At 48.4% G+C, this 13,940-nt stretch carries 7 protein-coding genes; 2 read left to right on the top strand and 5 right to left on the bottom strand.

Going from position 1 to position 13,940, the window contains the following annotated elements; genetic code table 11:
• Positions 1–150: 150 nt before the first annotated feature.
• The 4 genes from GKS34_RS12855 to GKS34_RS12840 all read right to left on the bottom strand — a co-directional run bounded on the left by GKS34_RS12855 (position 151) and on the right by GKS34_RS12840 (position 7,427).
• Positions 151–1,275 (bottom strand): glycoside hydrolase family 16 protein, encoded by a 1,125-nt coding sequence (locus GKS34_RS12855; RefSeq protein ID WP_317167980.1) that lies wholly within the window; start codon positions 1,273–1,275, stop codon positions 151–153.
• Positions 1,276–1,283: 8 nt separating this feature from the next.
• Positions 1,284–2,765 (bottom strand): PKD domain-containing protein, encoded by a 1,482-nt coding sequence (locus GKS34_RS12850; RefSeq protein WP_163385225.1) that lies wholly within the window; start codon positions 2,763–2,765, stop codon positions 1,284–1,286.
• 12 nt (positions 2,766–2,777) lie between these two features.
• Positions 2,778–4,250, bottom strand: a complete 1,473-nt coding sequence (locus GKS34_RS12845; RefSeq protein ID WP_163385224.1) for a RagB/SusD family nutrient uptake outer membrane protein — start codon at positions 4,248–4,250, stop codon at positions 2,778–2,780.
• A gap of 96 nt (positions 4,251–4,346) precedes the next feature.
• Complete coding sequence (locus GKS34_RS12840) at positions 4,347–7,427, bottom strand: SusC/RagA family TonB-linked outer membrane protein (RefSeq protein WP_163385223.1); 3,081 nt, start codon at positions 7,425–7,427, stop codon at positions 4,347–4,349.
• 250 nt (positions 7,428–7,677) lie between these two features.
• On the opposite strand from GKS34_RS12840, the gene GKS34_RS12835 reads away from it, so the two are divergent.
• The gene (locus GKS34_RS12835; protein ID WP_240459293.1) at positions 7,678–10,521 is read left to right on the top strand and encodes a triple tyrosine motif-containing protein; all 2,844 of its coding nucleotides are present in this window, start codon (positions 7,678–7,680) and stop codon (positions 10,519–10,521) included.
• A 307-nt stretch (positions 10,522–10,828) separates the two neighbouring features.
• On the opposite strand, the gene GKS34_RS12830 is transcribed toward GKS34_RS12835, so the two are convergent.
• Entirely contained in the window at positions 10,829–12,253 is a 1,425-nt protein-coding gene (locus GKS34_RS12830; protein WP_163385222.1) for a DUF1593 domain-containing protein, read from the bottom strand.
• Positions 12,254–12,383: 130 nt separating this feature from the next.
• On the opposite strand from GKS34_RS12830, the gene GKS34_RS12825 reads away from it, so the two are divergent.
• Positions 12,384–13,670: a nucleoside hydrolase-like domain-containing protein gene (locus GKS34_RS12825; protein WP_163385221.1), complete on the top strand. Its 1,287-nt coding sequence runs from the start codon at positions 12,384–12,386 to the stop codon at positions 13,668–13,670.
• Positions 13,671–13,940: the final 270 nt, after the last annotated feature.

Below are 13,940 nucleotides of genomic sequence, written 5' to 3'. Positions count from 1 at the left end.
TCGGAGTGACGAGAAGGGCTCACCAAGAAATCAACCCAGTCATCGCGCCCAGATGCGTGAAACCCTTTCAACTGTAATTTTTGCTCCTAAGAAAAAAAAAGCGGTTCTTTAGGGAACCGCTTTTTTAACCAATATAAAATAGGAAGTGCCTTACTCTCGCTGAAATACCCGCACATAATCCACCACCAATTGTTGGGGGAAGTTGGTACTGGCATCCGGGTTTCCGGGCCAATTGCCGCCAACCGCCAGATTAATCAGCAGAAAAAACGGCTCCCGAAATTCATCCATGGCATCGGAAGCGATGCTTATCTCATGAAACTCCTCATCATCCAGCAGCCAGGTAATGGACTCTTCTGTCCAAATGATGGAAAATACGTGAAAGCTGTCATTGAAAATGGCTCCTTCTGCGAGTGTGGTTTTTCCGCCGGCAGTGGCATAGGCACCATTATTATCCCAGTGAAGCGTACCGTGAACGGTATTGTCCCGGCCATCGGAAGCACCTCCGATCATTTCCATGATGTCAATTTCCCCACTGGCTGGCCAGGGCGTTTCGGTAATGCTTTCTCCCAGCATCCAAAATGCCGGCCAGATGCCCTGCCGCTTGGGCAAGGCGGCGCGGAAATCAATTCGTCCAAACTGAAAGTTTTGTTGCCCCTGCGTTTTTAGCCGGCTAGAAGTATAATTTTTTCCTCCCATGGACTCTTCTTTTGCCGTAATCACCAAATACCCATCTTTCAATTCGGTATTCTCTCTACGGTAAAACTGGAGTTCATTATTTCCCCAACCACACAAGTTCGGGCAACCGTCTCCGATTTCTGCGACCCAGTCTCCGGAAAGATTTGTTCCCTCAAACTCATCCCGCCAAATCAGGGAATACCCCTCGTAACTCTCCGGAGAGGTAAAACCCGATTCCGGAATGCCCAAGCCCAAGTCCTGTTCGGAAATGGTGACCGTCCTTTCTTCGCTTATAAAATCAGCTTCAGTAGCGTGTGCCTGCACCCGGATGGTATAAACTCCGGGGCTGCCGTAGCGGAAACTTGCTTCGTTTCCGCTTGCCAACTCCGGCAATTCACTTTCGGTTCCGAAACTCACCCGGAAAAAGTTGGCTTTTTCAGCCGTAAAGGTAATCTGAACCTGGCCGTTGGCCTGTTTCTCCAGGGAAACTTCCAGGTTGGTGGGCAGGACTACCTGCCCATCTACTTCCTCCTGGTCGCAAGCCTGGGTCGAAAGAAGGGTAAGGAATAAAAATAAACCTTGAATTGATTTGGTCATCATAAGCACCATCATTGGTTATCAGGAATTAGCACGAATGTCCAGAAAACAGAACCTGAATCCGAAATATCTATGGTGATCGTCAGTTCTTCGACTCCTTCTTCATTCGTGTACCCAATCACCTCGTAAGTAACTGCACGGTCCTCGGCAGGTGGTCCTGATTGGTATTCACCGCCATTGAAAGCCTTGGGAAGGGCGATAAATGCACCGGTCCCGGTAACCGTAATGCGCGCTTTTTCCGATTCGGTAGCCTCGGTAAAGCTGAAGTCGTGAGTTCCGGCTCCCCAGGCTTCGCCAGCCGTTCCGGCAAGGTTGGCCACAGGCTGACAGCCTTCTTCTACTCCCATATAGGCTTCTCCGTAGATATCATCCACGGGGTCGTAAGTATAGGTTCCGTCTTCGTTGAAGATAAACCGGTCGTCAAACAAACAGGCGCGATCTCCTGAAATATCCTGGCCATTGGGATAGAATTCATCACTTCCCGGTGCAGGGCCTACCCCGAAGGCTCCGGCGGCCGGTTTCAGTTTCCAGGCTTTGCTGCCGTCACCGATCAGGCTTTGGAGGGATAACGTTCCGGGATCTACCGGCACGGGTTCGGGCTCCGGCGTTTCTTCTTCCGGTACGTAATCTTCAGGGATCAGCCGAATGTACCAGGCAAATTCGGTATTGGCCTGATCCACGAAACGAAGCAGCATTTCATTTTCTTCGATGGTAATAATTTGGTAGGTCCTTCCTCCGGCAAAGTAGCCTAGAAAGCCTCCCTGGGATATGGTCAGTTCGGGATAGCTATCTTCCGGCTCGGCCATGCTCCATTTTAGCCCTTCAGGGGCTTCATACGGAGCAGAAAGGTCACCCACTCCTGGATCAAATGAGCCCGGAAAATTACTCCCCTGGGCTGAATTCAGATAAACCAGCCCGTTAGTTTCCATGTCAAAAGCAAAGTCGGCCAGATAAAAGGTATACCGGTCGGTGTACATACCCGAACCTGCTTTTTCGTTAGGCTGGGCTTCATACCATTCCGGAAAGTCGCCTGCCTGGGAAGGATTGGGGCCCAGGCCAAAGTGACCCAGCCTGCTGGCATCCACTTTCCAGGTTTTACCTTCCGTAGCTTCGACACCACCCGTTAGTAAATTATAAAGAGGTTTGTCTAGAAGTAGGGGGTCGGTTTCTGCAATCACAATTTCCTTGCTCATTGTTACACTTCCGCCGGCATTGAAAACGGTTAGGCTGACGGTATAGGTTCCGGCGGTTGGATAGGTACCCGTAACCGTTTGTCCGGATCCGGAACTTCCATTTCCCAAATCCCAGTTCATAATGAAAAAGTCATTGGAAGCCGTAAACTGAAGGATATTGTCACTTTCCTCCGTTGGTTCAAAGCTAAAATCTGCCTCTTCCTGAGCGGGGGGCGCTTCCTGCAAGCTGTATTCCTCAATACATGCAGCCATAAGAAATACAGGAAGCATTAATAGGATGAAGTTTAGGTATTTTTTCATGAGTTTATACGTTTAATATCCTGGATTTTGTTCCCAATTTCCACCAGCCAAGTCTATTTCAACCTGAGGAATGGGAAACACTTCGTGCTGACCTGCTATAAAGCCACTGATCTTATCAGATGCCTGCCCTGTCCGGACCAAGTCAAAGAACCGAAATCCTTCTCCGGAGAGTTCGAGCCTTCTTTCTTGCAAAATGTCCTGATACAAGGCATCGTCGGAGGTAGTGATCGCTGGCATATCAGCTCTGGAACGAACCTTGTTTAGCTCTGTCCGGGCTCTTTCGTCATTCCCGGATCGTTGGAAAGCTTCAGCGGCCATCAGCAACACGTCCGCCCACCGGATCGCCCGGTAATTCAAGGGGCTGGTCAGATCGTTATCGGGCAAACCAAGCTCATCTAATCGTTTGATGTACTTATTATTGTAATAGCCAGTATGGCCTCCACCTCCAATGGCATAGGTGATTTCATCCGGGTTTGGTTGTGAAGCTATAAACGCCTCCAGATCCAACACGCTGGCATCCCTTCGGATGTCTCCCTCTTCAAAAGCCTCGTACAAGTCTCCGGTGGGAAGGTTATAGCTATTGCCATCGGCATACACCGGGCCGGTGTACTGGCGGATACTGTGAAATCCTACGGCGGCATTGCCGTTAAGGCAAACCAGACATCCGTAGTCTCCACCCTGCAATCCACTGAATTGTATGGTAAACACATCTTCTGCCACATGTTCGTTTTGAACCAGAAACAGGGTTTCGTAATCCTCAAAAAGGGCATATCCCGCCTGATTCGTATCGATCAGCTCTCCCAATACCGTTGCTGCTTCCTCGTATTTCTGCTGATATAATAATGCCTTTCCTAATAAAGCCATGGCGGCTCCTTTAGTCAGCCTGCCGGTTTGATCCACATTCCAGGGCAATACCCCTATAGCCTCCCTGAGGTCGGATTCAATTTGCTGATAAACCTCCCCTTTCGGAGTGCGTGGTGCAGAGGAAATCTCATTGATGGAGATCCTTCGGTCCACAATCAGGGGCATGTCTCCAAAATAATTCACCAGATTGAAGTAGAAATAGGCGCGCATCATTTTTGCCTCGGCCAGTATCAGGTCTTTTCCTTCGAAATCAGCCTTATCCTGATTTTCAAAAATGTAATTGGCCCGGGCAATACCTGTATAATTTACTCGCATTACGGCTCTCAACTCTTCATTAACACCTCCATGTGTCATGTTTTCAATTTCGTGAAGCCCGCGAGAATCATTGACACTTTCTCCTCCTGCAATGGCATTATCAGAAGCAATCTCCCCGATCCACAGGTTTAGGTAGGCCGGTTGCATCATGTCGTAGACACCGATAATGGCTCTGTCAAAGTCTTCTTCCGTGTTGAAGAAATTTTCTGCATCCTGCGTATACTCAGGATCTATGTCCAGCAAGCTATCGCAAGCGGTCATCGTCCCGAATAGCAGGACGAGTGACCATTGATATATATTTTTCATCTGTTTATATTTTTTTTTCAGCGGTCAGATGGAATCTCGCATGATTGATAATCACCCCTCTGTGTGACGATCTCGTCATGCTCGATTTCATCTTATTTAGAATTTAATGTTAAAACCTGCCATAAATGTTTTTGCCTGGGGGTAAATCCCATTGTCCACTCCGGCAAAAAGCGGGTTTCCGGAACCCACATCCGGGTCAAAACCCCGATATCGGGTTAAGGTCAGCAGGTTGTTGGCTGCCAGGTAAAACCGAAAATAATTCATGCCAATTTTCTGCGAAACGGTAGTAGGCAGGGTATATCCCAGTTGTACATTCCGGAGCCGTAAAAAAGACCCGTCTTCTACATAGAAATCGGAGAAAACGGTGTTCCGGGTAGCTCCCGTGGTGAGTCTTGGATACTCATTGGTACTACCCGCGCCGGTCCAACGATTTAGCCAATAGGCTTGTTGATTGGCATAGGGTTGTTGCCTTTCGTAATTCCGGATAATTTCCTGACCCAGTGCAGCGTAAGCATTGGCGCCAATATCGAATCCTTTGAAATCCACCGATAAGTTGAGGCCCATGGTCATGTCAGGTATCGGAGATCCCAGACTGGTACGGTCGGTATCGTCCCCGAAACTGATGACACCATCCCCGTTTTGGTCCACAAAGCGAAAGTCTCCAGGCTGTGCCCCGGGTTGACTCACGGTACTAGTGGCAATTTCTTCCTGAGTTTGGAAAACACCATCAGTTTGGTAGCCGATGAAATATCCTATGGGATATCCTTTCTCAAAACGACTGGCCACATTGCCTCCTACGCTAAAGGGGGCACCCGGGATAAATTCAAATCCCAGAGGAACGGCTGTCACTTCGTTTTTCAATAATGTCAAATTGTAGTCAACACTGAAATTCACTCCCTCTGAGCGATTAGTGGCATATCCCAGCTCCAATTCGATACCTCGGTTTAACACGTCCCCCGCGTTGATTACCGGTGGTGCCCCTCCGGGACCGTAGGCTCCCAATAGCGCAGAAACATCCGGCTGGAAGAGCAGGTCTTTCGTGTTTTTGACAAAATAGTTGGCTGTAAAATCCAAGTTACCCAAAAGGGAAAAGTCCAATCCAATATTCGTTTGGTAGGTCGTTTCCCATTTCAGATCGGGATTACTGGTATTGCCTATGGCAGCCCCGTTGACGATCAGGTCGTTAAACACGTAGGTGGCCGATCCATTCAAGAGTCCCCTGTAACGAAACAGGCCGATCTGATCGTTTCCGGAAACGCCAAAACTGGCCCTCAATTTCATAAAATCAATGCCGTTTACATTAAAAAACGGTTCGTCAGACAACACCCACGCTCCCGAAATGGCGGGAAAATACCCGATCCGGTTGTTGGGTCCGAAATTAGTAGAGCCATCCCTTCGTATGATGGCAGAGAAGAGATACCGCTGCATATAATCATATTCTCCACGGAAAAAAGCCGATGTGAGCCGCTGACGGCTCTGAAAGGAACCAACATTATTCAAAAAGCCTCCCGAAGCCTGATTGGCCGAAATGTCAGCAAAATCCAGGTCATTATTAGGGATATTAAAACCCGTGCCGTTTAACCCTTCACTCCGGTTGCCGACCAGCGAAAGGCCAAACATCCCTTTTACCCGATGTACATCGGCGAAGGTTCTGTTGTAGTTTAAGTACGTCTCCAGGTTATAGTCCAAAAAGGTATTTCTGGACTCAAACACATTTGCTCCCCGCTCAATTTCCAAACCGCCTACATCTACCAACACCGGATCCAGGTTGGCATTTCTCGCCGAGTTGGCAAATTTGCCTGGCCCGTACCAAACCAATGGATTAAACGTTTTGGCATCTACCATCGCAAAATTGTATCCGGCCCTTCCGGTCCAGGTAAAATGATCGTTGATGGTGTATTCCACCTCTTCTTTACCCACCAGCTTGTTTACATAGGAGTTGTTGTAGGTATTCTCCATTTGGGCCATCGGGTTGATGATGTCATTGACATTCTCCAAATAAGAATACCGATCACCCACCCGTATGGGTTCTGTCGGATAGGCGTTGATGGTATTGTACAAAACCGATCCGATTCCGCCCTGAGGCAGGCCACTGCTCTCCTCACGTGTAAACAGTAATACGTTGGTAAATTTAAGTTTTGGGGCTACTTGCGTAGTAAAGTTTATCCTTGCATTGTACCTTTCGAAATTTGCTTTGGATCCCCCGACGATACCATCCTGGGCAAAATAACCTCCTCCGATCGAATAGCTGGTCTTTTCCGATCCTCCGGTCAGGGTCATGTTGTATTCCTGAATGGGAGCTTGCTGGAATGCGGCATTCTGCCAGTTGGTCCCTTCTCCCAATTCTACGTTGGCAAATGGAAGTGGCTGTCCTCCTGCAGCGAACGCCTCATTTTTTAAAATAGCATATTCCCGGGCATTAAGCAGATCCAATTGTCTGGCCGTCTCCTGCACGCCATAATACCCGTTTAGGTCCAATTGCGGCTTCGATCCTAAATTTCCTTTTTTCGTTTCGATCAGGATAACGCCATTGGCAGCGCGGACACCGTATATTCCAGCCGTACCATCCTTCAGTACATTGACTGACTCAATATCGCCTGGGTTAAGGGCATTTAACCCCGCAGCGTCATAAATGACCCCGTCTACCAAAATCAGCGGATCGTTATCCCCAAAGGTACCAATTCCCCGAATCCGGATATTGGATGTTCCGCCGGGAGCACCAGAGTTGGTGGAAATATTCACACCGGCCAATTTCCCCTGCAGGGCCTGGTCCACTCTGGGCATGTTCATCTTTTCGATGGCCTCCCCTTTTACCTGGGCTGTAGCACCGGTTAATTCCCTCTTGGAGGCTGAGCCATAACCAATGACCACTACTTCGTCCAGATTGGAGACATCTTCTTGCAATACCACGGTTAGCTCCGTATTGTTTTCAATCGTCAGGGTTTGACTTTTGAAACCCAAGTAGGAGAACTGAAGCCTTTCCCCAGTCGCAGCTTCGATGGAAAAATTACCATCGATATCCGTAACTGTACCCGTGCTGGTTCCCGTCTTGAGGATGCTCACCCCCGGAAGCGGAAACCCCGTTTCGTCCGTAACCGTTCCAATGATTTCATTGGACTGTGCCCATCCACTTGCGGATAAGAACAAGGTTAAATAAAATAATAAAACATGTTTCATTTGATCTTGGATTTATTTCTGGTCCCAATATCCCTCAAATATCGCTGTGCTGGAAAAATGGAAGTACATCATAAGTACTACAACAGCTTAATTTTGTTTTCACAAAAACTCTACAAAAACATAAAAAATATGCGTTTAAAGGATTTTGAAACCATTTTTTTATTTCCGTGAAACCTCATGTTCTGCAATTGGTTAGTACATCAATAAGAAATGCAGTAAATTGGCTATTCGTATCAGGCAACTAGCGCAGATGAAGCACCTACTCATCCTCATGATCCTACTGGCAGGGGTAAAAATGGGCCGTTCCCAATCCATGGGAATTCCCTTTTCACGCTATTATTCCAGTCAGGAATACCTGGGCGGAATTCAAAATTATGCCATCACCCAACATGCCAGTGGTGTCTTGTATGTAGCCAATAACTATGGCCTGCTGGTACATGACGGTACCACCTGGAGGAGGTACTCACTACCCAATAGCACAAAAATCAGGCATGTGGAGGTGACTGAAAAGGGGCTGGTCTATGCCTCGGGACAGGGTGAATTTGGAATTTTTAAGTCCGATCGTCTCGGCCAACTGAGTTTTCATTCCCTGAAAGACAGTCTCCCGGATCGCTTTCAAGATCTGGAGGAAGTCTGGAAGGTGTATATCGGAGAGGAAAACCTTTATTTCTGCACAAGCAACAGCATCTTTGTCTTTACTACCGATCATGTATTTGATTACAGCCTCGAAAGTAGCAGTGGTTTTGAAAGTTTCCATTTCCACAATAACTCTCTGATTGTAAACGAAAGGGGAACCGGCTTGCTTCAACTTCGAAACGGCACCTTTAGCCTGTTAAATCTCTTTTACTCTGATAAACTGGTAACGGGCCTGCTTCCCGCCGGGCCGGATAGCTATTTGGTCTTTACCCGGGATAACGGAATTTTTACCAGCTCTGGAAAAACAACCGAAAGCTGGCCGGGAGGCCAAAATCTGACCATCAATGCAGCCCTGCGGCTTAGAAACGGGACCATTGCGGTAGCAACCCAGCTTGACGGACTGCGGTTGCTGGATCCCGCTGGAAAGGAACTGATGAAGATGGACCGGCAAAACGGATTAAACAATAACTCCGTCGTATCGCTTTTTGAAGACCTTTCGGGTAATTTGTGGCTGGGGCATAACAATGGACTTAGCCTGATTCAACTGAGCCTTCCATTTAGTAAAATCAACCATTTTTCAGGGCTAACCGGCACGGGCTACCATGCCACTTTCCACGAGGGCAAATTCTACTTTGGGACAAATAATGGAGTCTATGTGCGTGAAGCAGGTTCAAGTGGTGGCATGGAATGGCTCCCCAATTCTACCGGGCAGGTGTACCAGATTAAATCCATTCAGGACCGGATCCTGATCGCTCACAATGACGGTGCCTTTGTCCTTCAGGATGGCGTTGCCCGGGAAATCGGGGCGCCGGAAGGAATATGGAATTTTCAGCCATTGCATAATCATCCCGAACTGATCTTGTCCGGTGGGTATTTTGGTTTGCACCTTTTTGAAGTAATGGAAGATTCCATCCGTTACCTGCGGAAGATCGAAGGGTTCGATGAGTCGAGCCGGATTGTCGAGCAGGATGATAAGGGCAATATTTGGGTGGCCCACGGCTATAAAGGCTTGTATAAACTTCAGCTTGATGAAAGCCTGGAATCTGCCGAGGTAAGTTATTTCGGATCGGAACAAGGACTGCCTACGGATATTCTGAACAACGTCTGGAAAATAAACAATCGCCTGGTGGTTACTACCCAGGCGGGAATTTTCCGATACAACGAAAGTAGGAATTCCTTTGAGAGAGACTCCTTTTTTAGCGCCTATTTTGAAGAAGGAAGCCTGATCCACTACCTGGCAGAAGACCAGATGGGAAATATCTATTTCATCGGAGAGACAGAAACCGGAGTATTGGAAAAGGAAGTTGACGGTAGCTATTCCAAGCAGTTTCAGGTTTTTAATCAATTGCTCCCCCTGCTCAACGACGATCTGCAAAATATCTCCGTTATGCGGGGAAACGAGGTGCTTTTCGCAGCAAACGAGGGGTTTATACGGTTTAGCCTGAATGACAATGCATTTGACCCCCCTGTTTTTCCAACCCTGATCCGGGCGGCCTACCTGACGGGTGCTGCGGATTCCTTAATTTTTGCAGGAAATTCCCGGGAGCAACTCCGGTTGCCATCTGTACGCATCCCCTATAAGAAAGCCAACTTACGCTTCGAGAGTAGTAACCCCACCCCGAACAACGAAAAGGACCTGAGGTATCAATACTGGCTGGAAGGGTTCGAGGATGGATTTGGACAATGGGTAGAGAGACGGGAAAAAGCCTATACTAACCTAAGGGAAGGTAGGTATACATTTCATGTTCGGAGTAAAAACCTGTATGGAGTGGTCAGTCCGGAAGCCACTTTTTCTTTTGAAGTGTTGCCCCCCTGGTACAGAAGCCGAACGGCCTATCTGATATACCTTTCACTGCTGATTCTGAACGCCTTCCTGGTCTACCGCCTGGTTGAAAAAAGGTACCAAAAGAAAACCTTAAAACTGAAAACGGACTCTCAAAAAGCCATAGAAGCAAAAGAAAGCGAGTTGAAGGTAAGCCGAAAAGAGGTGGAGCGGCTAAAAACCGAAAGGTTGAAGCAGGAAATCCAAATCAAGGACAAAGAATTGGCCGCTGCCACCATGCATCTGATTAACAAAAACGGCTTTATCGATCAGATGCGGAACAACCTGAACAGCATTACCAAAAAAAGTAAAAATCAGGAAGTAAAAAATGAAATCCAAAAGGTAATTAAGACCATCGAAAAGAACATTGCAGAAGATCAGGACTGGGAGCAGTTTGAAATCCACTTTGACCAGGTGCACGGCGATTTTATGGCCCGGTTTAAAAAGCAATACGACAACCTCAGTCCGCAGGAAATCAAGCTTAGTGCCTACCTTCGGATGAATCTGTCCACCAAAGAAATTGCCTATCTGATGAATATTTCGGTACGTGGAGTGGAAATCGCCCGCTACCGACTCCGCAAAAAGCTACAGCTGGAGCGCAGTGACAACCTTCAGGAATACATTCTTAAATTTTAAGCTGGTAGGTTACTATTCCGGAATTTTTCATGAATTCCAAAATCAGCTTTAAGATTTTTTTAAAGATCCCGGGGATTCACGCGGCGGCCGCGAAGGAGTCACAGCGGGCGCGGCGAGGACGATCACATTTTCCGTTTACATTTCATCTGAGTATGGAAACTTGATTTAGCAGAACATCTGGATTGCCTCTCGCTGCGATCGCCGCGCCTTTCGCTGCGCCCGCTGCGTGATACTCTTTTTTTAACATGTCCACTGCAAAGAATCTAAGAAGCTTGAAACAACCCTCTCAACTTTCCCCGCCTGGATTTCAGGGACGGACATCCACAATTACCCGCTTGTACCGGGTAAGGGCGGGTTCCCCATCATCCGTCACCTCCAGAATAAGGTGAAGCTCGCCGGTTTTTCCGGGTTGGGGAACCACAAAATGTGCCTGGGCTTTGTCTGCATCCGTAATGGTCAAAGGTGTAGCCGTCCGGCCATTGGAAAGGGTGAAGGCTCCCGGTTCTCCATATAGGTACCAGCGGTAATGCAACTGATCCCCATCCGGGTCGCTGCTTCCTTCCGCATTCAGCTCAATCCGATCCCCTACCCTTGCCTCCATACGCTGCTCCATCGCCAACTTGGGAACCGGTGGATGATTGGCCTCCGAATAGCTTTTGATGGTCCAATCCATCCTGGCGGAAAAATCGTTTTGAAAAGCCCTCCTCCATCGGAAGATGGTGGCTTTGTTGCTCGTATGCCATTCCCCATCCGCACCCAGCACCTCATCCATGGCATCGGTCCAAAGGGGCCGGGTTTCCGGTTCGGAAAACCAGGATTCCATACGTGGCTGGTAATATTCGTACCTGCCGCCCCAACTTCCCCAATCGGGTCGTTCTGAATTTCCCAGACCATTGGGAATCAGGTATAGAAAACTGGGAGAATCCCCTTCCATCAAGTATTCAGTATGAGGGTATTCGGCACCCAGCGGTCCTTTACTCCGGATATGCCGATCCAACCAGGGATTATCCACGATTTCAAAATTACCACCGGCAAACCTGCCATGAAACTTGTCCCCACTGATGCCCGACCAGGTACCAAAATGGTAGGCTCCAAGTGAATGAACTCCCGGACTGGCAATGTAAAAAAGGTCTGGAAAGTTTTTCCGCAGCCAGGGACCACTGTCATCCTGATCAGAGATGGTATACACCCTTAATTTATCCACAAAGCGGTCCAACGCTTCCGGGGAACGGGTTTCACGCACCTTCCATAGCGCCTGCGCCAGACAGTTGGAGCCGCCCCAGACCAAGACCCAAACCGGGCGATCATCCGGCTGGTCAACTGTTTGGATAATCCAATCCGATCCCGGTGAATCCATTCCGGAACCGACGGCTTCCATGCCGTAATCCGCTCTGCCTTCTTTTACAAGGTCGCGCAGGGAGGCTGCCTGGGGATATCCCTTTTCATGCATTTCCAGGTTGTCCCGAACCTTGCCATAGGCTTCAAGAATTTCCAAAATCCGCCAGGCAGCCGTCTGGTCAGGCTGGTGCCGGGAAGTGGTAGCAATTAGCCCTTCTACATCCCATTGATTGGCGTAGGTCAGAAATCGAACCATCGACTGGGCATCATCGGGTTCGTTTTCTATATCGGTAAGTACCAGAATACGATTTTTGACGGGGGCTTCCTGAGCGGAGATACCGCCGGTCAGCAGCGCCAGGATGGCAGTCAGCAATAGGGCTTGTACTGTTTTCATTTTACCAATTTATTGATTTTTCTTTACTTTTTTTGTCCGATTTTGGTTTCATTGTTTTTTACCTTTAGTTCTGCCACGGTTTCAAACGGCAGCATTTACAAAAACGTAAACCCAAAAAATTACCCCAACTATGACATTTCGGTACGTTAACCTTTGTCTGACCCTACTGTTGTTGATTCAAGGATCCCCGGCTTTTGGGCAAATGGAAAAGCCTCGCGTGCTGGTGAGCACGGATATAGGAGGAACCGACCCGGATGATTTTCAGTCCATGATTCATTTGTTTATGTATGCGGACAAAGTAGCCATCGAAGGACTCATTTCTTCCCCTTTCGGAGAAGGGAGGACAGCGGCAATTCATCACATCATCGACCTGTATGCCCAGGATTTTTCCCTTCTTTCCACGCAGGCCAGGGGCTTTCCGGATCCGGAATCACTCCGGAATATAACCAAACAGGGAGCCATTTCCAGTGCCCCTTTTGCAGGCTATTCCAATGCTACTGAAGGGTCGGAATGGATTATCCATTGTGCCCGCAAGGAAAGTGAACAAGCCTTATGGGTCTTGGTATGGGGAGGATTGGAGGATCTGGCCCAGGCCCTGCACGATGCCCCGGATATTGAGGAGAAAATCCGGGTGTATTGGATTGGTGGTCCTAACAAAAAATGGAGTGTCAATAGCTATGCCTACATTGCCCAAAATCATCCGGACCTCTGGATGATTGAGGCGAATGCCAGCTACCGGGGCTGGTTTATGGATAACGAATCCCCCGATCACCTGAAAGGCGATGCCTATTATTCCCGATACATTCAGGGTAAAGGAGCGATGGGAGAGGCTTTGAAGGACTTTTACGGAGGCCGGATCAAAATGGGTGACACGCCCTCCCTGGCTTACCTGTTGCACGGTGATCCGGATGACCCGAAGGGAGAAAGTTGGGGTGGAAGTTTTGTTCCTATTGACCGGAGTGCCCGAGTCGTTTTTGACGGAAATAGCAATCGTACCGATACGGTGAGTTCCTATGCCACGTTGGAATGGCGATTTAAGGGCCCGGAGATACGCATTCCCCCGGATAGTGCTTGTTTCTATATGGAGATATGGGATCAGGTATGGCCCGGGTATTACTTGGGAGACGGAGTATTCGGCATCCGCTATTCCCCGAAGCGATCCGAAACCGGCAGCTATGAAACCACTAGCGAACTTCCGGCACTACATGGCCTAAAAGGCGGCTACACCAGCACCAACCCCTGGCCGGGAAGGGCTTCCAGGGAGGACTTCCAATTGGGATCTCATTGGTACAGCGACCGACCGGATCCGGACTTATTTATAGAAGACCAGCAAGGTGCCCGAACCATTGCCCAATTCCGGGAGGAATTTTTATTAGACTGGGCCAAAAGATGGGAATGGCTGGCCAAAAAGCCCTGATGTTGTAGGTTTTTTTACCGAAAAAGACACACCACGGATTACTCAGATTAGCACAGATAGATTCGGGATAGGATGGTATACCTGAAGAAACTAAAGAAAATCTGTGAAAATCCGTGCGCATCTGTGGTGAAAAAAGAAATCACCACGGATAACACAGATTAGCACAGATAAATAGGGATAGGATGGTTAAGTAGAAAAAAGCCCAAAGAAAATCTGTGGAAATCCGTGCGAATCTGTGGTGATAGGAACCTACTTACCCAATGGTTCGTG

The sequence above is a fragment of the Cyclobacterium jeungdonense genome (assembly GCF_010994275.1).
GTDB lineage: Bacteria > Bacteroidota > Bacteroidia > Cytophagales > Cyclobacteriaceae > Cyclobacterium > Cyclobacterium jeungdonense.
This window is presented reverse-complemented; position numbering and strand designations above follow the sequence as displayed.

What these genes read in the sequence shown, in the direction of transcription:
- GKS34_RS12855 (WP_317167980.1), bottom strand. Translation starts at nt 1,275, where the DNA reads ATGATGACCAAATCAATTCAAGGTTTATTTTTATTCCTTACCCTTCTT.
- GKS34_RS12850 (WP_163385225.1), bottom strand. Translation starts at nt 2,765, where the DNA reads ATGAAAAAATACCTAAACTTCATCCTATTAATGCTTCCTGTATTTCTT.
- GKS34_RS12845 (WP_163385224.1), bottom strand. Translation starts at nt 4,250, where the DNA reads ATGAAAAATATATATCAATGGTCACTCGTCCTGCTATTCGGGACGATG.
- GKS34_RS12840 (WP_163385223.1), bottom strand. Translation starts at nt 7,427, where the DNA reads ATGAAACATGTTTTATTATTTTATTTAACCTTGTTCTTATCCGCAAGT.
- GKS34_RS12835 (WP_240459293.1), top strand. Translation starts at nt 7,678, where the DNA reads ATGAAGCACCTACTCATCCTCATGATCCTACTGGCAGGGGTAAAAATG.
- GKS34_RS12830 (WP_163385222.1), bottom strand. Translation starts at nt 12,253, where the DNA reads ATGAAAACAGTACAAGCCCTATTGCTGACTGCCATCCTGGCGCTGCTG.
- GKS34_RS12825 (WP_163385221.1), top strand. Translation starts at nt 12,384, where the DNA reads ATGACATTTCGGTACGTTAACCTTTGTCTGACCCTACTGTTGTTGATT.